The sequence below is a fragment of the Fortiea contorta PCC 7126 genome, assembly GCF_000332295.1.
GTDB classification, from domain to species: Bacteria; Cyanobacteriota; Cyanobacteriia; order Cyanobacteriales; family Nostocaceae; genus Fortiea; species Fortiea contorta.
The window spans coordinates 3,484,496-3,509,505 of record NZ_KB235930.1 but is presented as its reverse complement, the minus strand read 5'-3'; the positions used below and the strand labels follow the sequence as shown (position 1 = coordinate 3,509,505).

Below are 25,010 nucleotides of genomic sequence, written 5' to 3'. Positions count from 1 at the left end.
GGCTGAATTATAGTAAGTTCTAGTTAAGTGAGGTGGAGAACTAATGCTTTTAAACGCGAAGTAACGCAGAGGAAAGCGCAGAGTCCCGCAGAGGTACTAAATGCTTTAACAAGATTCCGCCATTGCGACGACAATTTTCCTTTTCCCCACAAACGGTCTGCGTCCGTGTGCTGCTAACATATTATCCAGCATCAACACGTCTCCTTCTTGCCAAGGATAAATTACAGCTTCTTGGTCATATATTTCCCGAATTTCGTCTAAAACGGAGACTTCGATGGGAGAACCATCGCCGTAATAAGCGTTGCGAGGAAACTCATCTTCCTTGAGTAACGCAGACAACGATTCCCGTATCTCTGCTTTCAAACTGGAGATATGGAACAAATGCGCTTGGTTAAACCATACCATTTCGCCAGTTTTGGGATGTTTCACCACAGCGGGACAAATTTGACTGGTTCTAAGAGTATTGTTACCCGTCCATGTAAATGAAATACCTAATTTGCGACAATGATTTTCTACCTCAGCTTTATTTGCGGTTTGAAAAACTTCTTCCCAAGGTAAATCTAAATCACCATAATTTCGCACATACATCACTTGTTTTTTGATAAACTTTTCTCTAATAGCCGGGTTAATGCGTGCAAATATTTTTCGACTATCAACGATTGGTGTTTCTCCGCCAATTTCTGAAGCTTTAACACAGAAAAACCATATCTTCATAGGATAACTGGGAGAGTAAGCATTCTCATTATGTAACGGAATCGATTCATCAGCCGGATATTCAGTAGAAGTGTAGATTTTATCGCTAACTTCTGTACGTGGGGTGGAACGATAGGTGTAATCTAACAGTTCTCCGGTGGAAGCTACTTTAACAAATCCTTGGAACTCTTCGACTGTATTCACATGAAAATTGCGGAAAAGTATTCCACCATATTTCAGTAAATTATTCTCAACTAAATCGCGGTTTTGCTGTGTCCAATCGATTAAACTAATTCCATCTATAGCTGGAGAAATGACCAGCGGTAAAGGGTTATCATGGTTGAGTGGTTCTATATTGACTAGTTTTTCAACTACTTTACGTTTGCCAATTTGCAGTTTTTTGATAGTGTTCATTTTGATTCGTGTGGGTGAATGGGTTTTTTTATTTCACGCAAAGGCGCAGCGAAAAGTTGCGTGCGGGGGTTCCCCCCGTTGAGCAAACTTTTCAAGACAAAGACGCAGAGAGTAGCGAGAGATTTAAACTCATTCTTTTCCTCTGCGCCTCTGCGTCTCTGCGTGAGGGAAATTAATACTTGTCAGCAACGCCAAATTCTAGGTTTACTTGCGCTTGAATTTGTTTAGTTTATTGATTGTCGCTGCTGCAATTTCTTTGTCTTTGATTAATTGTTTTTCTTTATCTGCTTCCACAAGCATATCTTCTATAGAATTCAACTTAGCTTCAGGGTTTTCCGTAATTTTATTGGCGATAATGGCAAACTTTTCTAAGATGCTATTAATGGTATTCTGAGTAAAGCGATCGCCTTCGTAACTCAAGCCTACAGAAATCTGTTCACCAGGAGTAATAACTAACATTAAAGGATATTTTGTTCGCTCATAGTTACCGATGTTTTCGATTTTTAAACCACCTGTGGCGTTCTGCAATGCAGGGTCTACTGGGTAGTTATAAAATGCGACGCTAGTCTCAAACATTGGTGTACCGCTCTTTATTTCACTCAAGCGTTGAATTTCCACTAAGGGGGTGTGGGAATATTGTTCCCGTTCTACTTGTTTTGTGTGTAATTCTTTGAGCCAAGGTAATATTTGCGCGTCTTCAGATACTTGTACCCGCACTGGTAAGACGTTAATTAACATCCCTACCATCGTTTCTACACCCGCCAGGGATGGAGGACGACCGGATACTGTTGTGCCAAAAATTACATCTGATTGGTGGCTGTGATGTTTGAGTAGCAGTGCCCAAATTCCTTGTACTAAGGTGTTCAGGGTGATTTGATTTTGTCTAGCTAAGGTTTCGAGGGCTGTTGTTAATGGTTGCGGTAGTTGGATATGCTGTTCGTTGTAGGTTTGCTGGTTGATTTGGGGCTTGTCGGCGATTAGGGGTGTGGGGGCTGTGAAACCTTTGAGCGATCGCTGCCAATATTCTTTTGCTTGGGAAAGGTCTTGTTTTGCTAACCAAGCTATATAATCTTTATAGGGATGTGCTGTTTTTAAATATAATTCGTTGCCTTTGTTCGCTGCTTCATAAAAAGCGAAGGCTTCTTGTACGACGATGGGTAATGACCAACCATCCATTAATAGGTGATGGAATGACCAAATAAATTCGTGAGTATCATCTGCTGTTTGGATGAGAGTGCAGCGAATTAAGGGTGCTTGGTTGAGTGAAAATCCTTTGTCTCTGTCTGCTTGTTGAAAGGCTGCGAGTTGTGCTTGTTGCTGGGTGGGTGAAAGTGAACGCCAATCTTCATGTACAAAAGGTACTTTGACAGATTTACAGACGACTTGGTGCGGTTTGTTCAAATTATCCCAGACGAAGAAGGTTCGCAACGCTGGGTGACGGTCAACTACTTTCTGCCAAGCTTGAGCAAAGGCTGTGGTGTTAATCTTTCCTTTGAGGGTACAGCTTAACTGTTCAGAATATATCCCAGCGTCGGGAGCATACAAGGTATGGAATAGTATACCTTGCTGCATGGGGGACAGGGGATAAATTGACTCAATATTTTTCTTGGCGCTGGGGTTTCGCGCTATCATTTCGCCAATTAAATTGTCCAGATATGCTTGAGTTAATTCAGCTTCGGGAAAATCTGAAGGTGTGTAACCGCCGACGTTAGGGGACTGACAGTGGTGGATAATGTCTGTGAGTGCGTTGATGAAACCAGAGGCTAATGTTTCAATTGTGGATTTTTGATGGATATTTTGGCTATATGTCCAATTCAGTTGTAGTTTTCCGGATGCAATTGAGGCGTTGACTTCGATTAAATGAGTGCGATCGCCTGATATACTTTGTTCAGTACCCGCTGATTCTTGAGCTATTTTCCATGATCCAGATTCGGATAATTCTTGGTCAAATTGTCCCAAGTAGTTGAAACTTACTTGCGCTTGGGGTGCTGTTTCCAATTTTTGGCGGATTGTTGTATCTTGGCTGAGGTAGCGGAGAATGCCGTAGTTAATTCCCCGTTTTTGACAAGCGCGTACTTGTTCTTTGATTGATTTTAACTCCCCACCATCCAATGTTAATTTCATTGGGAACAAAGCAGTAAACCAGCCGACGGTGCGGGATAAATCAATGTCTGGAAACAGTTCTTCTCTTCCGTGTCCTTCTAAGTCAACTAGTAAGGAAGATTCGCCAGTCCATTGTGCGAAGGTTTGCACCAAAGCAGTTAACAACACGTCGTTGATTTGGGTGTTGTAGACTGCGGGTACTTCTTGGAGTAAGGCGCGGGTTAGTTCTTCACCGAGAGATACTGCAACTTTTGCTGATGATGCGACAGTATTCGCCTCCTGATTATACTGTTGATATTCTACAGGTAAGGGGGTAAATTCAGAAGCTTGTTCTAACCAAAAATCTAATTCCGTTGCGAGTGCATCTGAGTTGCTATATTCACTCAGTCTCTGCGACCATTCTTTAAAGGAAGATGTTTTCGCTGGAAGTTGAATCTTTTCCCCGCGATTGATTTGCTGATAAGCATGGAATAAATCTTCCACCAAAATCCGCCAAGAGACACCATCTACAACTAGATGATGGATAATTAGCAGTAACCGCGCAGGTTGTTCGCCACAGTTGAACAGTGCAGCTTGCATTAGTGTTTGGGAAAGATTTAAGCTAGCTTGTAAGTTGTTGGCGTGGGTTTCTAAAATTGTTTGTTGTTGTTGTGGGGCAATTTGGGATAAATCTACACAAGTTAAAGGTACACTAACATCAGCATCACCGTGAGTTTGTGTCCAGTTGACATCTTTCTTGACAAATCTTAACCTTAAAGCGTCGTGATGCTGTAAAAGTTGTTGTAAAGCTGACTGTAATACATCTGGTTTTAAATCTTGGGGAACTTCTAACAACACCGACTGATTAAAGTAAGCTGGTTCTGGTAAATTCTGTGCAAAGAACCATTGTTGAATCGGTGTTAGTGGTGAGGAACCTGTAACTAAACCTTGTTCTGCTTGAATAGTTTGGGTTGTACCAGCGACTGCTGCTAATTCAGAGATGGTTTGATGTTGAAACAACTGCTTGACGTTAAGCTGCATCCCCGCTTGATTGGCTCTAGCGATAATTTGCAAGCTGAGGATAGAATCACCACCTATTTCAAAGAAGTTATCATGAATTCCCACCTGTGGCAACCGCAACACCTCAGCCCATATCGCCACTAACTTTGATTCTTGGGGAGTGCGTGGGGCGACAAAGTTGACTCCCAATTCCTGACGAGATTCTGGTGTGGGTAAGGCGCGACGGTCTACTTTGCCGTTTGGTGTCAGGGGTAGAGTATCTAAAAGGATGAAAGCTGACGGTACCATGTACTCAGGTAGCCTTGCTTTGAGGAATGCTCGCAAGTCGCTAACTGTTGGTGTTTGGTCGGGATTGGGAACTATGTAAGCGACTAAACGCTGACTACCAGGGATATCTTCGCGGACGATAACTAGATTTTGGTTGACTGCTGGATGTTGACTGAGTAAGGCTTCAATTTCTCCCAATTCAACCCGGAAGCCGCGCAGCTTAACTTGATGGTCGATACGTCCTAGATACTCAATGTTACCATCTGGGAGATAGCGGGCGAGGTCGCCGGTTTTGTAAAGTCTCGCCCCTGGTTGATTGTGGAAGGGGTGAGGAATGAATTTCTCTTGTGTCAATTCTGGACGGTTGAGATATCCTTGAGCTAATCCTATACCACCAATATGCAGTTCGCCAGGAACACCGATGGGTACGGGTTGCAAGTTTTGATCAAGTAAATATATTTGGGTGTTGGTGATGGGGCGACCAATTGGGGGTTTGTTGGTGGTATTGTCGCATTGGGCGATGGTGGCGCAGACGGTGGCTTCGGTTGGGCCGTAAGCGTTGAAGAATTGGCGTCCTATTGACCAACGTGTAACTAAATCGGGGGGACAAGCTTCTCCTGCGACGATTATTGTTTGCAGTGCTGGGAGTTGGTCGGGCGGGAGGACGGCTAAGGCTGTTGGTGGTAAGGTGATGTGGGTGATGCTGTAGTTTTGCAGTAGTTGAATTAATGATGCGCCAGGAAGTAGGGATTCTTTGGTGGCTAGATATAGTCTTGCTCCTGCTCCCAATGTCATGATAATTTCGGAGATGGATGCGTCGAAGCTGAAGGAAGCGAATTGAAGAATACGGCTGGATGTGTCTATTTTGAAGGTTTGGATTTGGGCTTTGGCGAGGTTGGTTAGTCCGGTGTGGGGTACCATGACGCCTTTGGGTTTGCCGGTTGACCCTGAGGTGTAGATTATGTAGGCTAGGTCGTGGTGTGGTTTGGTGGGGTGGTTTGTTTCGCGCAAAGGCAAGCCACTTCCGTGCGGGGGTTCCCCCCGTTGAGGAAAGTGGCGCGCAAAGACGCAAAGAGGAAAGGAGGGTTCTGCATCTAAGTAAATTGTGATGGCTTGGTGTGGTGGTAGTTTCTCAATTAATCGTTGTTGGGTTAAGAGTATTGGTAATTGAGAGTCTTCAAGCATGAAGGCTAGGCGTTCTGTAGGATAATTGGGGTCTAGTGGGAGGTAGGCACCGTCTGCTTTGAGGATTGCTAATAAGCCGATGATCATTTCTAGGGAACGTTCAACGCAGATACCAACGAGGGTGTTTGGTTTGACGCCGAGGTTTTGCAGGTGGTTTGCTAGTTGGTTGGCGCGTTCGTTTAATTGGCGGTAGGTTAGTTGTTGGTTTTCAAAGACTACGGCGATGGCGTCTGGTGTTTTTTCTGCCCATTCTTCTATTAGTTGGTGAATACATTTATCTTGAGGATATTCTGTTTGGGTGTTGTTCCACTCGACAAGTAGTTGGTGTTGTTCTTTGGGTGTGAGGATTGATAATTCGTTGATTGGTTGTTGGGGATTGGCGATAATGTTTTCGAGTAATGTCTGGTAGTTTCTCGCTATGCGGGTGATGGTTGCGGTGTCGAATAAGTCGGTGTTAAATTCCCATTCTCCTAAGAGTTCTGTCTCTGTTTCTTGGATGGAGAGGGTAAGGTCAAATTTGGCGGTGCGATTTTCGATTTTTAAGAGCTTTAAACACAGGTCGGGCAATTTTAATTCTCCCATAGGTGTGTTTTGCATGGCAAACGCAACCTGGAATAATGGCATATGAGAAAGCGATCGCTCTGGTTGCAATGCTTCCATTAACCGCTCTAATGGCATGTCTTGATGAGCATAAGCATCTAAAGCTACTTGTCGTACTCGCTGCAATAGTTCTGCAAAACTCGGATTCCCGCTGAGGTCGGTTCGCAAAACTAAGGTATTGACAAATAGACCAATTAAAGGATATGTTTCTTGGCGATCGCGGTTGGCAATGGGTGAGCCAATGACGATATCTGATTGATTGCTGTAGCGTCCTAGTAAGGTGACGAAAGCTGTCATCAGGGTCATGAACATTGTCGTCCCTGATTTTTGTGAGAGGATATTTAGTTGTTTGGTAAGATTTTGGTTGAGTGCAAAATTGAGTGTTTGTCCTTGGAAGGTTTGCACTGAAGGACGGGGACGGTCTGTAGGTAATTCTAAGATGGGTGGTGCGTCAGCTAATTGTTGTCGCCAGTAATTGAGTTGATTTTCTAAAACTTCACCTTGTAAGTGTTGTCTGTGCCAATGGGCAAAATCAGCGTATTGAATAGATAATTTTGGTAAGGAAGAAGGTTTATTTTCTGCAAAGGCTGTATATAAACTAGTAAATTCTTGAATAAACACGCCCATCGACCAACCATCAGAAATAATATGGTGCATTGTCACCAGTAAGACGTAAGATTCATCAGCCACGTGTAGCAGTGTCACTCGCAGCAAAGAATCTTGTGTCAAATCGAAGGGTTTGATTTGTTCCTCTACTGCTAAACGCTCTACTTGAGCGAATCTTTCCCCAACTGGCAGTGTTTGTAAGTTAATTACGGGCAGTTTTACTGTTACACTAGGGGCGATGATTTGTACTGCATTGCCATCGACTGTATTAAAGGTGGTGCGGAGAATTTCATGGCGCTGTACAATTTCTGCAATAGTTCTTTCCAGCATCCCCACCTGGAGATTTCCTTTAATTTTTACTGCTGCTGCCATATTATAATTGGCGCTGCTTCCTTCCATCTGGTCTAAAAACCACAGCCGTTGTTGCGGGAAGGATAAAGGAATCGCTTCGTCTCGGCTAACAGGTGCGATAGATACAGCTTGCGATTTGTTTTTAGCTAACAACTTTTGTAAAACTAACTCGCGCTTTTGCGGTGAAAGATTTTCTAGGCGTTTTAATAAGTCACTCATAATTCTTCTTGTTTTGTAAACTTAAACTCCTTCACAGGCGATCGCCCGTCTAAACTTCTATAGGGATAGCTGAAATTAGTTTATGCATTCACAACCCAAGTTGTTTGTTTCACAACACAGACTGAATATATAGCCGTACCCGCGTTCCCTACTATTCCTATAAAAACAAAATTTCCCGTTGAAAATCCTGGGGAGTCGGTTCAATCTCCCACACCAGACCTTCTTCTTCATCCCCCAGCGCTACTTCAATATATAGTTTGTCTACAACTGTAGTGGCTTGGACTTGATTTCCATCAAAAGGCTGTAGGTCTTCGGTTAACAATGTCAGCTTTGTCCCCACGGGAATAACTGCGCTTCCTGATACGTGTCGCAATTCAAATCGCCACACTCTTTCTTGCAAATTACCTTGAGGCTTGACTTGCAATTCATACTCTTGACCGGCTATAGTTAATCTTCTAACTAAAGTAGGTAATGCATATGTAGACTCTGCATCGCGGAAGCCTCTCGCACCTGCAAAATTTGCTTGTAATTCAATTCTTCCCCAACCGAATGTCTGGGCGAAATCAGAGACACCATTTTGCAACCACTGATTCATTGACCATTTTTGTGGTTGTCCTTGACGTTGTTCATACAATCTTTGTCGCCATCCGCCATGTTCTAAGAGTGCTCCCCAAGTGGGAAATGGTACTGCAAAACGTGCTAAGATAACCTTGGGATTACCTAAGCGCTGCAATAAGTTTTGTGCTTCGGTCAGTTGTAGTTGTGGTAAAGGTGGGGTTTCTCCAGCTTGGGTAGCTTCCTCTGGACAAATTTGACTCGCCATCCATAATATATTCAGGTGGGAAATTAAGTCTTCTCCATCTAAACAATAAGCGCGATCGCTTTGGTCATAACTACCCATACTCTTGAGTAAAGCATGAGTTGTATATCCCCAAACCCGGATACAACCTTCTTCTAAATTAACTTGGACTGCTAAATAATAATCTGCTACCCAACTGGGAATATCCACCCATTCTTGAGGAACCCGCAGTTCTCCTAAATCCGCTGCTTCACTGGGAATCAAGACCAGTCGTTTGTTTCCCAAAGAAATTCCGACGCCATTGACAACTTCCCAGACGCTGGGCAATGATGCCAAATTAGGGAAAGGAGTCGCATCAATCACATGTTCTGCTTGTAGCCAAGGAAGGAAAGTATCCAAACTCAAACGGTTGAGATACGCAACCCACCGTCGATTATCTGAGGAAAAAGCTTGGCTTTGCTGCCAAATTCTTGTCTGTGCGGTTTCGGAAATTTCTAACCACAAGTGTGTAGGGTTGTTTAAAGTGAATGTACCTAAATTTATCATAAGAGTTAACGGAGGGTGGGGAAAATCAATGACAATTTACATCGCTTGACTAAATTGTTCGGTTATAGTAAGTTTTTAACCATTCCTCTAAAATAGTGCTGATATAGTTCAGTACCAGCGAGTTTAGGGAAGTATGCAGGGACTGTTGACTCCAATTTGCTAGCTTGAGCAATAATGAGTCTTTGGCTTTGGTCAGCCGGCGAGAAATGGTATACTGCTTAATACCCAATTGTTGCGCTATCTGTTGTTGGGTGAGATTCTGGTTGTAGTAAAGTTGCAGAATTTCCTGCCCTTGTGCATCTAGTTCTTGTATCGCTGCGACTAAGACGCTACTAATTTGCAATTGCTGTGACTGTCTTTCTTGCAATTCTTCATGAGCAACGATTTCTGTCATCAGAGAATCTTGCTTGAGTTGTGGTAAGATGTCCTGAAATTCCCCAGACTCATCATTCCCCACCGCTGCATTTAAGGAAGACATATTGGGGTACAAATAATCACGCACTGCTTTTGCACAACCAACCAACCATTTTTCCATAATTTCTGGGTTGGCTTCTGGGCCTGGTTGGGCAAATTGAGTGTAGCGTTGAGAGTTATAAAGTTGAGCGATCGCTGTCCATGTGGCTTCGTCTGGCTGGGGCAATTTCCGCGATCCTGATGGTTGCTTGGGAGCATACAAAGCCTGATAACACTTCCAACATAACACGTAGCGTTGAATAATTTCCGTACCCAACCCTAAATTTTGTAAAGACTCCACCAACCGCTTTTGGGTGATTTTCCGCAATAATCGCCAATTAGTGCAGATATCGATTTCATTTTGCGATCGCAGCATCTCTTTGAGTTCGCTACCAAAAATCGCCGTTGCATAATTGTGCAGATGAAAACGTATATCAGGTTTGTAGCCTTTTAATACTTTATCAACACGAGCGATCGCCATTTGAAAACAATCAGACACACTATTGTGAGTGGAAGACAGATTCACTACAATTTTGTAAACCGTCCAATAACACACCTCTTGCAAATAAGCCGAAAAATGCCATTTTACCAATCCTTGCGGTTGCTCTTGCCACAGCTTATACAGATAATACACCCAAAAATTTGCGGAATTCTCCGGTTGTGAAAGGTTTGTCTGGTAACTGGTAAGATTTCGTCTCAGTTTAGCATCAACCGACCAACCAGCCGCTCTATCAGCCTCAAACTGTAAGAAAGTGGTAAATAGCTCAGTAATCTCTTGACGTGAACGCATGGATTCCCCAACTCAACAGCAATAATCATATTCGCATCAGTTTGCTTATTTTATTTAATTATTAACTTTTGTAAAATCGGCGTAAAACTTGTAATTAATCCTGAAGTTTTAACAGGAGCGAACACATTTCTTCTTCACCAGACAAATTAAGCTCAAGATATAAATCAGCTAATTTGAATAGTTGTAGATTACCTGAATTGATAGGAAGTAATTAACATGTGTCCATTAGGTATTAACTCTAGTAACTCAAATAATATCCTCACCACAAAAGAGGGGAAACTCTGGATTTTATTAGTAGGTGTTAACGAATATCAAGATGGGAGTCTACCTAATTTACGCTATCCGGCTGTCGATTGCCAAGCCCTAGGTGCAGCCTTAGCCAAAGCTACACAAGGATTTCCCCATAAAGAAGTAATTATACATCACGATTTAGCTTCACAAACACCAACTTTAACAACAGTGCGTAGGAGTTTACAGCGAATAGTTTCCCAAACTCAACCCACTGACTCCATCTTGTTATATTTTTCTGGTCATGGCATATTAGAAACCCAAACTCAGCAAGTTGTATTGTGTTTAGCAGACACCGAAAACGACAACTTGTTAAATACAGGATTCTCTCTCCAAGAAATCTTGCAAATTTTAGGAACCAGCCGAACAAACCAACAACTAATTTGTTTAGATACCTGTCATAGCGGTGATATGAATTTGTTAGGGATAAACAGAGGTAAAGCCAGAGATGGAAGCATGGCTGAGACATTACTCAATCCCACAACTCAGATGACAAATATTCTGCGAAAACGCGCTGCTCAAAGCAAAGGATTTTGTGCTTTATTATCTTGTGACCAAGGACAACAATCTTGGGAGTTTCCCGAATTGGGACATGGCGTATTCACCTACTACTTAACGCGGGGAATTTTAGGTGAAGCGGCTGATGCTCATGGCGTTATAGAAGCCGATGGATTATATAAATATGTTTATCGGCAAACAGTCCAGTATATTGATAAATTAAACCATAAATTGCGACTGATTAATCAACAGAAATTAGAACGAGGCGACAATAAACTGCATCCAGAATATCCCCTCCAAACCCCAAAAAGAATTGTCGAAGGAGTTGGAGAATTAATTGTGGGTTTTAAAAACGAAACATCCGCATTTTCTCACCAGCGACGAGCGCTGATTATCGATGCACTCTCCCAAAATAAAACTACCCGTGACTTAAATCGGTTATTTGCAGGTGCTGGTAATTTCCAAGTAGATTTATTTCCTCAACCAAACCAATCTTGGTTGAATATCAAGGTAAAAATCCAAGAATTTTTGCATAGCGAGCATGAATCTATCAGCCAATATTCTAGCAACTTGAAAGGCGTTAAACCGACACCAACATCCTTATTATATTTACGCGGACACATCGAAGAAATTGCTGATGGTGAAGCTTGGTTAATTTTAAAAAATGGAGTGCGGCTGAGTCGTTCTTGGTTAAGACAAGAACTCAGACGCGCTGCAAAAACTCAACAAATAATTATTCTTGATTGTCCAGAAGCTACTTCCTTAGAAAGCTGGATAGAAGATTTACAATGCAGTACAGGAAAGGGACAATGCATCATCGGTTGCGCTTCCCCAGCCAAAGCACCAGAATTATTTTCTCAAGTGCTGCTAGAAACCCTCGTGAGTGCAAACCCACAAACTGGTTTGTCTGTTTCTAAATGGATTGAAGAATTACAAAAACGGTTAGTGAATAAAAATGTTAAACTCCCGGTTTGGGTATCAGAAACAGAAGTAATTGTAGATATTTTACCGGGGAATATCAGCAAAGTTTTTCACAATTTACAGCAGTCATCATTACAGGAAATTTCAGAAACTGCACAGTTTGATGATACACAATTTACCAGCTTACCTTCTCGTTCTGGTGTAAAACATTTTGTCATCAGTGCAGAACAACACACTGAATTGGAACAGTTGTTAAAGCAATACATAGGATTGATTACACCAGCTATCTTTAAAAAAAATTTACCAGTTAATAACTCTAAAGAATTAGTAGAAAAATTAGCTAGCTATTTATCACCAGAAGAACAAGATAGATTTCGGCAGCAAGCATTAATTATTTTAGAAAAACAGACAATTGTTTCTGTAAGAAATTTACCAATTTCTCAAATTATTGACGCTGACTTTATCAATAAATGTGAGCAAGAATTAGTTGATTTAATCGGACCGATAGCTAGGTTTATCTTACAAGGAATATTGCAATCTTATCCCCAAATTTCCTCCAGGGAACTAGTGAATAAATTGATAGCGCAAATTCCCTGTCCGCAACAAGCCAGAGAATTTCAACACCGAATGATTGGTAAGTAATAGCGATGAGAGGTTATTTGTCAAGTCAATGCCCAATTTCTTTGTGGATGGAGTTTTTTATCAGATAATTGTTTAAATGTCGTGCTTAAATTTCCGCACAACGCCCAAAACTTAGATGGAGATGACAATGACCGATATTTTATCCTCTTCTTCCCAACGCACATTTGACGTAGAAAAGTTAGTGCGTTTTTCCCCAGAAAAAGCAATTGTGACAGAAATAGCCATCACCAAATATTCCAGCATTGCTGTTTGGGGTGTACGTCCCGGACAACAAGTACCCGCACACACTCACCCCGATGGACAAGATACCTGGATTATGGTGAGAGGAGAATTGACCTACTATCTTGGCGATGGACACAAGAAAATTATCTCTGCGGGCCAGGTTGATATCGCCGAACCATCGCAAGTTCATGGTGCAATTAATGAAGGATTGGAAGATGCGGTGTTTGTTTCAATCTATTCTGCTCCAACTCTAAACGTTGTCCCCGCATCTCCATAATTTCACCAGAAATGACTTAGCTTCTGCATAATTTCTCAAGATGAACACTATTAAACAAAAAATAGTGCTTATTCTTAGTTAATAATGTAGAAGCAATGATTCCCGAAATTGAGCCAGGAACCGTAGTCAATAGCCGCTATCAGATTCAGAAAACACTGGGTAAGGGAGGATTTGGGCGGACTTACCTTGCATTTGATAGTCAGCGCTTCGATGAACCTTGTGTGTTAAAAGAATTTTTCCCAACGGTATCAAAAGAAGAAAATCTCGGTAAATCAAAAGATTTATTTACACGAGAAGCCAAAGTTTTATATCAAATTCAACATCCGCAGATTCCCAAATTTTTAGCTTGGTTTACAGATAATCAGCGGATTTTTATTGTTCAGGAATATATCGACGGCAAGACTTATGCAGATATTTTATCAGAACGCCAGCCTTTTTCGGAAATAGAAGTGAGAACATGGCTACTCGATATATTACCAGTTTTACAATATCTCCACGATCGCCAAATTATTCATCGAGATATTTCCCTAGAAAACATCATGCTACCACACAATCAATCGCAGCCTGTCCTGATTGATTTTGGTGCAGTAAAAGAAAACTTCACACAAATTGCAGCTAGCGGTTTTTATCATTCAATTCGCAGTTCAGTAGTAGGAAAATTTGGCTATTCTCCACCAGAACAATTAAGGTTAGGTTACGCTTATCCTTCTAGCGATATTTATGCGCTTGGTGTTTGTGCGGTGGTGATGTTAACTGGAAAAATGCCCCAGTATTTATTAGATGAATCGCTCAATTGGCAATGGTCTACTCATGTTAACATCGGCGATGCTTTTACCAAAATTCTCGATAAAATGCTCGCTGAAAAAGCGCTCGCCCGCTACCAATCAGCGGCAGAAATTATCTTAGCTTTGAATAAGCTGCAAAACGATTCATCTGTGATACCGCGTTTAAATTTCAAAATTACATCCCCATTAGAAATTCTAAAAATTCGCAAAATTCAACAAGAAACTCAACAAGCATTAGCAGATTTATTGATTTTGCAAGACCTAGAACAAAAACTCAGGAACTATCACGATTATCATAATTTACCCAAAACTATTTATCTACATTTAGATTTATCGACATATATACAACAGCAATCCTTGACTGTTTCCGAGTCTAGCTCTCATGGGTCGATAAAATTTCCAGCCATAGCCACAAAAATCAACGATATTTTTAGTAAAAAAAACTCTAAACCAGTAACAACCAATAGAAATATAAAAATCGATACGCAAGAGTTTTTACAAACTGCTGTAGCTACCAATAATCTACAAATTTTAGAAATTATTAAAAAAGAATTTACTAATTTTATTGGGCCGATATCTAACTTTCTCATTAATGAAGCATTGGCAATTTTCCCCAACTGTTCATCCCAGCAACTCATCGAAATTTTAGCAGCAGAAATTCCCGACAAATCGATGGCGCAGCAATTTCAAGAAGGAATACACCATATCATTGAATCAAAATTGCATCTTTTACAAGAAAGTTGATAATTAGACCTGCTTTGAAAAAAGGGGCTAGGGAGTAGGAGTTAGGGAACAGATATTTTGATTATTCCTTCTCTTCTCTTACTATCTGCGCCTCTTTCTCTGCGTCTTTGCGTGAGATAAAAGAATATTTATACAAAGCGTCTATTGTATTTAAATGGAAGTCACTACAAGATACGCGGAACCGATTTAATCACAGTTATTTTGCATATTTACCGACAGAATGCATAAATCAATAAAGCTGACCCGTACTATACATTAGCTACTGAACAAAGCCTCAAAAATACATGAATAACTGATAACGGAACAAAAAAATGAACAACTTATTAATGCTGAATAATCGGCAAGAAGTACAAAACATTGACATTATTAAAATTCAAGGTAACAACTATTATCCTCAAGCTATTGAAAAATCTCTACAGCAAAGCCATCCGTGTTTAAGACCAAATGCTGGGGTGGTATTTTCTCTAGAAGTTAATTATCAAGAAAGGTTAGTAGTGTTGCAAGAAGTGAAGAGAACCTACTCCCGAATTCTCAACAAAGATGAAGTTATTAAAGCTATCCGCGCTGCTGCTTTAGAGGAACATAAATTACAGATTTATAGCGTAGCTTTACTAAAAGCAAATAGTTTACCAAAAGATGCTCAGGGAAAAATTGACCGTAATGCTTGTCAGGATTATTTTTTAAAAACTAACTTAGATGCTTTACACACTTGGACAATTAACCCACAACAAGATTTACAGCAACTACAAACAGACGTCAATGCTTTGTTAGAAAATGTCCAAAAATTTGCTCAACAAACACAATTCAAAGTTTCTTAATTCATCTATTAATCAGGAAAAACTCATGAATACTAATATGCAATTCTCAACTTTAGTAGAACTTTTAACTTATAGAGCGCAGCATCAACCAAACCATATAGCTTACACTTTTCTAGTTGATGGCGAAACGGAGAGCGTTAGTATAACTTACCAAGAATTGGATCAAAAAGCGCGATCGCTCGCCATGCAACTTCTGCAACACGGTGTACCCGGTTCGCGTGCTCTGTTACTCTATCCCCCAGGAATTGAATTTATCGCCGCTTTTTTCGGCTGTCTATACGCTGGTTTTGTCGCTGTTCCCGCTTATCCACCCCGACGCAATCAAAAAATCTCGCGGTTACAAGCGATTGTTGCTGATGCAGAAGCAGTTGTAGCATTAACTACATCTACACAATTGGGTGAAAATGCGACCTTGGGCGCGATACCTTGGATTACCACTGATGATATCCCTAGTGATATTGCTGAAACTTGGCATTGTCCTCATATCAAAAACGATACCTTAGCTTTTCTGCAATACACCTCCGGTTCCACAGGAACGCCTAAAGGTGTGATGATTACTCACGGTAATTTATTACATAACTCCCAACTCATCTACAACTTTTACGAACACACACCCCAAAGCCAAGGCGTAATTTGGCTCCCACCGTACCACGACATGGGATTAATTGGCGGCGTTTTACAACCGATGTATGGTGGCTTCCCGGTAACGCTGATGTCACCTGCAGCGTTTCTGCAAAAACCTTTCCGCTGGTTACAGGCGATTTCTCATTACAAAGCTACCACCAGCGGCGGCCCTGATTTTGCTTATGACCTCGCTTGTCGCCAAATTACCCCAGAACAACTTGCAACTCTGGATTTGAGTAGTTGGGAAGTGGCGTTCACGGGTGCGGAACCGATACGCGCTCAAACTTTAGACAATTTTGCTGAGACTTTTGCTCCTTGCGGTTTCCGTCGGGAAGCTTTTTATCCTTGCTATGGGATGGCAGAAACAACTTTAATTGTTACTGGAGGTTTAAAATCTGTAGCGCCCATTGTGCGTTACGTAGATACCACAGCTTTAGGACAAAATCGGGTAGTAGATACTACTAAAGATAATGGAAAAGCGATCGCTGGTTGTGGAAAAAGTAGCCCAGACCAAACGGTGTTAATTGTCAACCCCGAATCCTTGACACCTTGTGCAGATGGCGAAGTGGGGGAATTTTGGGTATCAGGGTCTAGCGTCGCTCAAGGTTATTGGAATCGTCCAGAACAAACACAAAATACTTTTAATGCTTACCTTGCAGATAATCACACAGGGCCGTTTTTGCGAACTGGGGATTTAGGCTGTTTGCAGGATGGCGAATTATTTATCACCGGGCGCCTCAAAGATTTGATTATTATCATGGGTCGCAACCACTATCCCCAAGATATTGAATTTACTGTAGAAAATTGTCACCCGGCGCTACGTCCGGCTGGTGGTGCGGCTTTTGCGACACAAATTGATGATACGGAAAAATTGGTAATTGTCCAAGAAGTGGAACGTAGCTATCTACGTAAACTCAACGCCGATGAGGTAATAGGTGCAATTCGCAAAGCTGTTGCTGAACACCACGATTTACCAACCCACACCATTGTTTTAATCAAAACCAATAGTTTACCCAAAACTTCTTCTGGGAAAGTCAGACGCAGTACTACCAGAGATGAGCTAAAAGCTGGTACTCTAGATGTGGTGGGACAGTGGAGTGTTGATGCTCAAAATCAGGTTGCAGTAGAGGTAGAGCAAAAGCAAACTGAGACAGTCAACACACAAGCGATCGCTAATTGGTTAATTAAAAAAGTTAGTGAACAACTGCAAATTTCTCCCCAAACCATCAATATTTCCGAACCACTTGCGCAATACGGACTCGGTTCCTTAGCCGCAGTCAGAATTTCGGGAGAATTGCAGGAATGGTTAGGGCGAGAATTGCCAACAACACTGTTATACGATTACCCTTCCATTGCCGCTTTAGCAAAATATTTAGGCAACGAAGCGCCACAACAACAAATTGTACCACAGCAGCAAAAAGAAGATCATGCAATAGCGATCGTTGGTCTTGGCTGTCGCTACCCTGGTGCTGATAACCCCAACGCCTTCTGGGAATTACTCCGCAAAGGTATCGATGCAATTAGCGAAGTTCCTCAGCAACGCTGGGACGCAAATCAATTCTATGACCCCAAGCGCACACCAGGGAAAATGAATACACGTTGGGGTGGTTTCCTCCCACAAGTTGACCAATTCGACGCGCCATTTTTTGGAATTTCCCCACGAGAGGCAGAATCCCTCGACCCCCAACAGCGACTATTATTAGAGGTTAGCTGGGAAGCTTTAGAAAATGCCGGTCAAGCACCAGATAAACTAGCAGGAAGCAATACGGGAGTTTTCGTAGGAATTAGTAACTTTGATTACGCCCACTTGCAATCAAAATTAGATGCATATACAGGAACCGGGAACGCCTTTAGCATCGCTGCTAACCGCATATCTTATTTCTTAGATTTCCACGGCCCAAGTTTGGCAGTAGATACAGCTTGTTCTTCATCCTTAGTCGCCCTTCACCAAGCTTGTCAAAGTTTGCGCCAAGGAGAATGTAACCTCGCCCTAGCTGCTGGTGTCAATTTAATCCTCACTCCACAACTAACAATTACATTTTCTCAGGCTGGGATGATGGCTAGCGATGGACGTTGCAAAACCTTTGACGCCGATGCTGACGGTTATGTGCGGGGAGAAGGTTGCGGCGTCGTGGTTCTCAAGCGCCTAAGTGACGCAGAACGTGATGGTGACAATATTTTAGCAGTAATTAAAGGTTCCGCAGTCAACCAAGACGGACGCAGCAACGGACTCACAGCCCCCAACGGACAAGCGCAACAAGCAGTAATTCGTCAAGCGATGCGAAATGCTGGTGTGTCACCCCATGAAATCGGTTACATTGAAGCGCATGGAACCGGGACATTTTTAGGCGACCCCATCGAGATTAATTCCTTGAAAGCCGTTTTAATGCAAGGACGTTCAGTTGAGGATGCTTGCGTTATCGGTTCCGTCAAAACCAATATTGGACATTTGGAAGCAGCAGCGGGTATTGCTGGTTTAATTAAAACTGTGCTGTCGCTACATCACGAAGAAATTCCACAGCATCTGCATCTGAAACAAGTTAACCCCCATATTTCTTTTGAGGGAACGCCGTTATCTATCACCACTACACCCGTAACTTGGAATCGCGGTAACAAGCGGCGTTTGGCTGGTGTCTCTTCCTTTGGTTTTGGTGGGACGAATGCTCATGTAATTGTAGAGGAAGCACCCGTAAAAATTCAAAATCAAGATGCTAACGTTAGACCACTGCATTTGTTGACACTCTCCGCTAAGAATGAAAACGCATTGCGGGAATTAGCATTGAATTATGAGAAGTATTTGGGTGAGAATCCTGATGCATCCTTAGCCGATATTTGTTCCACAGCCAACACTGGACGATCGCATTTTGCTCATCGCCTAGTAGCGATCGCTCAATCTCCGATACAATTACAAACAGTGTTGGGTGCACACGCCGCAGGTAAAAGAACATCCCAATTAACCAGCGGTAAAGTTGACCATCAAAAACAACCAAAAATCGCCTTCCTCTTCACAGGTCAAGGTTCCCAATACGTCAACATGGGACGCCAACTTTACCAAACCCAGCCGACCTTCCGCACTGTCATCGATGAATGCGATCGCATTTTACAGTCATATTTAGACAAACCACTGCTATCAATTCTCTATCCCGAAACCGAGAATAGCAACATCGACGAAACCGCTTATGCCCAACCAGCCATCTTTGCGGTAGAATACGCCCTAGCGCAGTTGTGGAAATCTTGGGGAGTAGAACCCGCAGCCGTCATCGGTCATAGCTTCGGTGAATATGTCGCCGCTTGCGTCGCGGGAGTATTCGACTTAGAAACAGGACTCAAACTAGTCGCCGAGCGATCGCGCTTAATGCAGAGCATCACAACCAAAGGTACAATGGCAGTAGTATTCGCCGACGCAGCTCAAGTACAAACAGCAATAGCCGAATATAGCCCAGAAGTAACCATCTCAGCGATTAACGCCCCCGATAATATTACCATTTCCGGAGCGATCGCCAAAATTGAAGCAGCGATCGCCAAACTCACAGCCCAAGGAATTGAAACTCGCTCCTTAAACGTATCTCACGCCTTCCACTCGCCCCTGATGGATGAAATGCTCGATGCATTCGAGCAAACCACCAGCCAAATCAAATTCCAAGCCCCCAAAATCCCCCTCATTTCCAACCTCACCGGCGAATTCCTCACCCCAGGACAAATACCCGACGCCAAATATTGGCGCCACCACACCCGCGAAGCTGTAAAATTCATGCCAGGGTTAAACACCCTACTCACCGCAGGATACGAACTATTCCTAGAAATCGGCGCCAAACCAGTACTTACCAGCCTAGGTAAACGCTCTCAGCAAACCGAAACCGCAACCTGGCTACCCTCATTAACCGCCAGACAAAACGACTGGCAAACAATACTAGAAAGCTTATCAGCATTATATCTGCAAGGAGTAGACATCAACTGGACAGAATTTGCCAGCGACTATCCCCATCACCCAATACCACTTCCCACCTACCCCTTCCAAAGAAAATCCTACTGGATACAAACCCCAAATCCCGTTGACAACCCAACACCAGCCAAAACATTAGCCGAAAACACCATCAAACAACAACTACAGCTAATGTCCCAACAATTAGAAATGTTGCGTAGTAAACGTTCATCCACTCATACCTGAAAGTAAATTTCTTATCTCACGCATAGACGCTCCGCGTCTATGCGTGAGACAAATCCATATTTATCAGCAACGCCAACAAATGCATAAACTCATCACCCCATCCCCTATCAAAAAAAAGCCTCTGAAACACCCCAATCAAAAAGGTCAACCCCAATGGACATCTTTCGTCTCCCCATCAACCTCGCGCCAAAATCCAAAAAATGGACACTAGCCTTAATCGCCCCCCTAGGACTAGCAGCCCTCGGCGTCCCAGCTTACATCTTCGCCCAAAACGCCAACTTCCAACCATCCAAACCAAATCACATCACCCCCACAATTCCAGCTAAAAAACCCGTCAACCCCACCATCGCCGCCCTAGGACGCATCCAAACCAAAGATAAAATCATCAACCTCTCCGGCCCATCCGCCTTACAAACCGCCAGATTAGACCAAGTTTTAGTCAAAGAAGGCGACACCGTTCGTCGCAGCCAAATCATCGCCGTCCTAGATAACGTCCAGCAACTGCAATCAACCTTAGCAAAAGCCCAAACAAACGTGCGAGTTGCTCAAGCGCAAATCGCTCAAGCCCAAGCCGGAACCACAAAACTAGGAGAAATCGCCGCCCAACAAGCACGCATCGCCGACTTACAAGCCCAGTTTCAAGGAGATATTAATATTCAAAAAGCCAAAATTGCCGGATTAGAAGCGCAACTGCGAAACGCCGAGACAGAATATGGGCGCTTTCAATCGCTGTATAAAGAGGGTGCAATATCTGCGGTGACTAGAGATACAAAACTTTTGGCAGTAGAAATCTTACAAGCTCAACTCAAGGAAGCAAAAAGCGCCCTCAACCAGACCTTATCATCCTTTCCTAATCAAATTCAAGAAGCCAAAGCTAGCTTAGAAAAATTAAAAGAAGTGCGTCCTGTAGATGTACAAGTTGCTCAAAGCCAATTAGAAACAGCAAAAGCAGCAGTTCAAGAAGCCAAAGCAAACTTAAATTTAGCCTATGTGCGATCGCCTATCAATGGGAAAATATTAAAAATCAACACCTTACCCGGTGAAACTATCAGCGAAAAAGGCATAGTTGAGTTAGCCCAGACCCAACAGATGCAAGTCGTCGCCGAAATTTATGAAACCGACCTCAGCAAAATTAAAGTCGGTCAAAAAGCCTCCATCTCTAGCATCGCCTTACCTCAGAACTTAACCGGTACAGTCGAAAGAGTAGGCGTACAAATCGGTAAACGCAACGTTGTCAATAACGACCCAGCCATTAATATAGATTCCAGAGTTGCTGAAGTAAAAATCCGCTTAAATCCCAGCGATGCCAAAGCCGCTGCTAACTTTATTAACTTGCAAGTTGACGTCAAAGTTCAAACTAATTCCCCTACATAAATCCATATAAATTATTCAATCATGAGCGCTACAACCCCCGTTGCTTGGCTGCAACTAACCCACCGCAAATCTCGTTTATTAGTAACAATCACAGGTGTCACCTTCGCCGTCATGCTGATGTTTATTCAGCTAGGATTCCGAGACGGACTTTTTGAAGATGCAGTCGTATTTCACAAACAATTACAAGCCGACTTAGTATTACTGCATCAAGACACCACACGCTTTTTCGACATGAAAGTCTTTCCCAGACGGTATTTACAAAACATTTCTGCTGTAGATGGAATTGCATCAATTAACCCCTTCTATTTTTCAGTTACTAACTTCAAAAACCCCGAAACATTCGTCAGCCGACCAATAGCGATCGCCGGATTTACACCAGACAAACCAGTCTTTAACATCGCCGAAGTTAATCAACAAACAGAAATAATTAAAGCCGCAAACACAGTTTTATTTGATAGACTTTCTCGACCAGAATTCGGACCCATTGTTGCAGGTTTAGAAAAGCATGGAGAAGTAACAACAGAAATCTCTAACCGCCAAACAAAAGTCAAAGGATTATTTTCCTTAGGCGGTGGAGTCATGACAGCCGACGGAGTGATTATTACCAGCGATTTAAACTTCTCAGAAATATTAAATCACCCCTTAGAAAAAGTGCAAATGGGAGTAATTCAACTGCAACCAGGAGTTGACCCCGAAAAAATGATTGCACAACTAACAAAAACCTTACCCCAAGAAGTCAAATTAATTACCTTAGCCAACTTCATCAAACTAGAAAAAGACGCCTTAGCAGAATCAACACCAATCGGCTTTATATTCAACATGGGGACAGTCATCGGTTGTGTATTTGGGGGAATTATTGTTTATCAAATCCTCTACACACAAATCTCCGATAGCATCTTTATCTACGCCACATTTAAAGCCATCGGCTATGCGAATTCCTATTTAATTAAATTGGTTTTACAACAAGCAGTTTTAATGTCCTTAATTGGATACATCCCAGGATTCGCATTGTGTATGTATCTCTATAACTTTGTCCAAGAAGCAACCAGACTCCCCATGATTATGACCATCACTAGAGGCGTAATGGTCATGTTACTCACAATAGTCATGTGCTCCATCGCCGGAATGTTAGCAATGAATAAACTCCGCTCCGCTGACCCCGCTGAACTCTTTGGATAAAGCATCTCATCACTCTTCTCACCTCTCACACCAATTCTCTATAAAAATGTACCTCCGCGTACCTCTGCGTTGAAAAAACCTACCACACAAATCATCTCTAAAAACTATGTCAGACTCAATCATTTCCGTCCAACATCTCAACCACTACTTTGGTAAAGGCTCCTTAAAAAAACAGGTATTATTTGATGTCAGCTTATCAATTAATTCTGCCGAAATTGTTATCTTAACCGGCCCCTCTGGCTCAGGTAAAACAACCTTATTAAGCCTCATGGCTGGCTTACGAACTGTCCAAGAAGGTAGCGTCAAAGTTTTAGGTAGAGAAGTATATCGAGCCAGCAGCCAAAAGTTATTACAACTCCGGCGTCAGATTGGATATGTTTTTCAAAAACACAATTTAGTTCCCTTTCTCACTGCTAGCCAAAACGTGCAAATGACAATGGAATTAACCCGAAAAATGACTCGCAAAGAAATGTGTCGCCGAGCAGAAGCTATGTTGGAATTAGTAGGATTAAATCACCGCATTAATTACTATCCAGAACAACTTTCTGAAGGACAAAAACAACGTGTAGCATTTGCAAGAGCTTTAGTAACGCAACCACAATTAATTCTTGCTGATGAACCCACCGCATCCTTAGATAAAAAAAGTACTCACACAATCGTAGAAACGTTAAAAGATTGTGCAAAAAATCAAGGCTGCTCCATCCTGTTAATCACCCACGATAACCGCATCCTTGATATGGCTGACCGCATCATTCATATGGAAGATGGTTATTTAAAGAATGACGTCCGCAATAACTAATTTATAATTAAAGATCAACATTTTCAAAAACCTATGTACACCACACTTGCTTCCACAAATTGGATTACTCGCTTTCAACCAAATTCCCAAGCTAGATTAAGAATGTTTTGCTTTCCTTACGCGGGTGCGGGAGCTTCTATATTTTATAATTGGCAAAATAAACTAGCATCAGATATCGAAGTTTGTGCAATTCAACTTCCTGGACGGGAAACTAGGTTAGGAGAACCCTTATTAACTGAACTTCCCCCTTTGGTAGAAACTTTAGCAACAGCGCTGCTTCCCTATCTTGACACCCCATTTATTTTTTTCGGACATAGTATGGGTGCTTTAATTAGCTTTGAAGTTGCGCGCTTACTGCGTCGAAAATATCATAAATCTCCCCAGCATTTGTTTGTTTCTGGTCGTCGCGCGCCGCAAATTATGAGACGCCGTTCTCCAATTCATCACTTACCAGATAGTCTTTTTATTGAAGAATTACGCCGTTATAACGGTACACCAGAAGCAGTTTTACAAAATAAAGAACTACTATCGCTATTTCTGCCAATTTTACGCGCCGATTTTACTATTAATGACAGCTATATCTACACCGATGATATACCGATTGATTGCCCAATTTTAGCTTTTGGGGGATTAGAAGATGCAGGTGTTACAAGTGATGATATAGCTGCTTGGCGTGTTCATACTAACAGTAATTTCTCAATGTATATGTTTCCTGGTGAACATTTCTTTATTAAGCATGAATATGATAAGATATCATCAATTATTGAACAAAAATGTACAGAGAGACAATTTTGCGTTTCTACACTAAAATGATTTTTATCATCAACTTAGACAGCAGAAATAGCACAAACTTGTAACCCCACAGGTGTATTAATAATCACAGATTCTACACCAAAAACTTGAGCGATCGCCTGGGGGGTGAGAACTGTTGCAGGTGTCCCAACTTCCCAAAGATGACCTTGTTTTAATAAAGCAATTCGAGAACTATACCGTGCTGCTAAATTTAATTCATGTAACACCGTGACAATTGTTAATTTCTGCTGTTGATTCAAATTTCTAAGTAATTCTAAAAGCTGTAATTGGTAATTAATATCTAAATAAGTTGTGGGTTCATCTAACAGTAACACCTTTGGTTCCTGCGCTAAAGCTAAAGCTAAAAAAGCCCGTTGACGTTCACCACCAGAAAGTTGTTCAACTAAGCGATCGCTAAATTTTTCTAGTTGTGTTTTTTGAATTGCTGATTCTACTTTTTGCCAATCTTCAGCCTTTAATTCCCATTGCCACCAAGGTTGATGTGGTGTCCGTCCTAGACTTACTAATTGTCGCACAGTTAAGCCCACAGGCACCGTTTGTTGTTGCGGTAACAAAGCCAATTTTTGAGCAACTACATGCGGTGGTTGCGAATGAATTTCCTTACCATCAAGTAATACTATTCCCTGTTGCGGCGCCAGAATGCGACTGAGCAATTTAAGTAACGTAGACTTACCAGAACCATTAGCACCAACTAAACTTAACCATTCTCCCGTTGAGAGAGTCAAGTTAACATTTTCCACAATTGGTACTGCAGTATAACCACCAGTCAGATTTTGCAATTCTAATGGCATATTCACAATTTAAAATTAGTCAGAGCCTCAATTTCTTTCAGG

14 protein-coding genes are annotated in these 25,010 nt (G+C 42.1%); 9 read left to right on the top strand and 5 right to left on the bottom strand.

Going from position 1 to position 25,010, the window contains the following annotated elements; all coding sequences use genetic code 11:
• Positions 1–105 precede the first annotated feature (105 nt).
• From MIC7126_RS0116100 to MIC7126_RS0116085, 4 genes are all read right to left on the bottom strand, one after another.
• Positions 106–1,107 (bottom strand): TauD/TfdA family dioxygenase, encoded by a 1,002-nt coding sequence (locus tag MIC7126_RS0116100; RefSeq protein ID WP_017654191.1) that lies wholly within the window; start codon positions 1,105–1,107, stop codon positions 106–108.
• Positions 1,108–1,311: 204 nt separating this feature from the next.
• Complete coding sequence (locus MIC7126_RS0116095) at positions 1,312–7,437, bottom strand: non-ribosomal peptide synthetase (RefSeq protein ID WP_017654190.1); 6,126 nt, start codon at positions 7,435–7,437, stop codon at positions 1,312–1,314.
• A gap of 157 nt (positions 7,438–7,594) precedes the next feature.
• Entirely contained in the window at positions 7,595–8,782 is a 1,188-nt protein-coding gene (locus MIC7126_RS0116090; RefSeq protein ID WP_017654189.1) for a DUF1822 family protein, read from the bottom strand.
• A gap of 49 nt (positions 8,783–8,831) precedes the next feature.
• Positions 8,832–10,025, bottom strand: a complete 1,194-nt coding sequence (locus MIC7126_RS0116085) for a sigma-70 family RNA polymerase sigma factor (RefSeq protein WP_017654188.1) — start codon at positions 10,023–10,025, stop codon at positions 8,832–8,834.
• 216 nt (positions 10,026–10,241) lie between these two features.
• On the opposite strand from MIC7126_RS0116085, the gene MIC7126_RS0116080 reads away from it, so the two are divergent.
• The 9 genes from MIC7126_RS0116080 (at position 10,242) to MIC7126_RS0116040 (ending at position 24,177) form a co-directional block, all read left to right on the top strand.
• The gene (locus MIC7126_RS0116080; protein ID WP_017654187.1) at positions 10,242–12,374 is read left to right on the top strand and encodes a caspase family protein; all 2,133 of its coding nucleotides are present in this window, start codon (positions 10,242–10,244) and stop codon (positions 12,372–12,374) included.
• Between the two features lie 127 nt (positions 12,375–12,501).
• Positions 12,502–12,873 (top strand): cupin domain-containing protein, encoded by a 372-nt coding sequence (locus MIC7126_RS0116075; RefSeq protein ID WP_017654186.1) that lies wholly within the window; start codon positions 12,502–12,504, stop codon positions 12,871–12,873.
• Positions 12,874–12,968: 95 nt separating this feature from the next.
• Complete coding sequence (locus MIC7126_RS0116070; RefSeq protein WP_017654185.1) at positions 12,969–14,402, top strand: serine/threonine protein kinase; 1,434 nt, start codon at positions 12,969–12,971, stop codon at positions 14,400–14,402.
• 311 nt (positions 14,403–14,713) lie between these two features.
• Positions 14,714–15,220, top strand: coding sequence for a hypothetical protein (locus MIC7126_RS0116065; RefSeq protein ID WP_017654184.1), 507 nt, complete (start codon positions 14,714–14,716; stop codon positions 15,218–15,220).
• A gap of 25 nt (positions 15,221–15,245) precedes the next feature.
• Entirely contained in the window at positions 15,246–20,012 is a 4,767-nt protein-coding gene (locus MIC7126_RS0116060; protein WP_017654183.1) for a type I polyketide synthase, read from the top strand.
• Positions 20,013–20,165: 153 nt separating this feature from the next.
• Positions 20,166–21,386, top strand: coding sequence for an ABC exporter membrane fusion protein (locus tag MIC7126_RS0116055; RefSeq protein ID WP_017654182.1), 1,221 nt, complete (start codon positions 20,166–20,168; stop codon positions 21,384–21,386).
• A 21-nt stretch (positions 21,387–21,407) separates the two neighbouring features.
• Entirely contained in the window at positions 21,408–22,565 is a 1,158-nt protein-coding gene (devC, locus tag MIC7126_RS0116050) for an ABC transporter permease DevC (RefSeq protein ID WP_017654181.1), read from the top strand.
• Positions 22,566–22,671: 106 nt separating this feature from the next.
• Positions 22,672–23,364: a DevA family ABC transporter ATP-binding protein gene (locus MIC7126_RS0116045; RefSeq protein WP_017654180.1), complete on the top strand. Its 693-nt coding sequence runs from the start codon at positions 22,672–22,674 to the stop codon at positions 23,362–23,364.
• 33 nt (positions 23,365–23,397) lie between these two features.
• The gene (locus tag MIC7126_RS0116040; RefSeq protein WP_017654179.1) at positions 23,398–24,177 is read left to right on the top strand and encodes a thioesterase II family protein; all 780 of its coding nucleotides are present in this window, start codon (positions 23,398–23,400) and stop codon (positions 24,175–24,177) included.
• Positions 24,178–24,191: 14 nt separating this feature from the next.
• Here MIC7126_RS0116040 and MIC7126_RS0116035 read toward each other — a convergent pair whose 3' ends face one another.
• Complete coding sequence (locus MIC7126_RS0116035) at positions 24,192–24,968, bottom strand: ABC transporter ATP-binding protein (protein WP_017654178.1); 777 nt, start codon at positions 24,966–24,968, stop codon at positions 24,192–24,194.
• Between the last annotated feature and the right edge of the window lie 42 nt (positions 24,969–25,010).

Bases quoted from the DNA above. Each gene is read 5' to 3' on its own strand.
- devC (WP_017654181.1), top strand. From the start codon at position 21,408: ATGAGCGCTACAACCCCCGTTGCTTGGCTGCAACTAACCCACCGCAAA.
- MIC7126_RS0116060 (WP_017654183.1), top strand. From the start codon at position 15,246: ATGAATACTAATATGCAATTCTCAACTTTAGTAGAACTTTTAACTTAT.
- MIC7126_RS0116095 (WP_017654190.1), bottom strand. From the start codon at position 7,437: ATGAGTGACTTATTAAAACGCCTAGAAAATCTTTCACCGCAAAAGCGC.
- MIC7126_RS0116040 (WP_017654179.1), top strand. From the start codon at position 23,398: ATGTACACCACACTTGCTTCCACAAATTGGATTACTCGCTTTCAACCA.
- MIC7126_RS0116090 (WP_017654189.1), bottom strand. From the start codon at position 8,782: ATGATAAATTTAGGTACATTCACTTTAAACAACCCTACACACTTGTGG.
- MIC7126_RS0116085 (WP_017654188.1), bottom strand. From the start codon at position 10,025: ATGCGTTCACGTCAAGAGATTACTGAGCTATTTACCACTTTCTTACAG.
- MIC7126_RS0116045 (WP_017654180.1), top strand. From the start codon at position 22,672: ATGTCAGACTCAATCATTTCCGTCCAACATCTCAACCACTACTTTGGT.
- MIC7126_RS0116055 (WP_017654182.1), top strand. From the start codon at position 20,166: ATGGACATCTTTCGTCTCCCCATCAACCTCGCGCCAAAATCCAAAAAA.
- MIC7126_RS0116075 (WP_017654186.1), top strand. From the start codon at position 12,502: ATGACCGATATTTTATCCTCTTCTTCCCAACGCACATTTGACGTAGAA.
- MIC7126_RS0116100 (WP_017654191.1), bottom strand. From the start codon at position 1,107: ATGAACACTATCAAAAAACTGCAAATTGGCAAACGTAAAGTAGTTGAA.
- MIC7126_RS0116035 (WP_017654178.1), bottom strand. From the start codon at position 24,968: ATGCCATTAGAATTGCAAAATCTGACTGGTGGTTATACTGCAGTACCA.
- MIC7126_RS0116070 (WP_017654185.1), top strand. From the start codon at position 12,969: ATGATTCCCGAAATTGAGCCAGGAACCGTAGTCAATAGCCGCTATCAG.
- MIC7126_RS0116065 (WP_017654184.1), top strand. From the start codon at position 14,714: ATGAACAACTTATTAATGCTGAATAATCGGCAAGAAGTACAAAACATT.
- MIC7126_RS0116080 (WP_017654187.1), top strand. From the start codon at position 10,242: ATGTGTCCATTAGGTATTAACTCTAGTAACTCAAATAATATCCTCACC.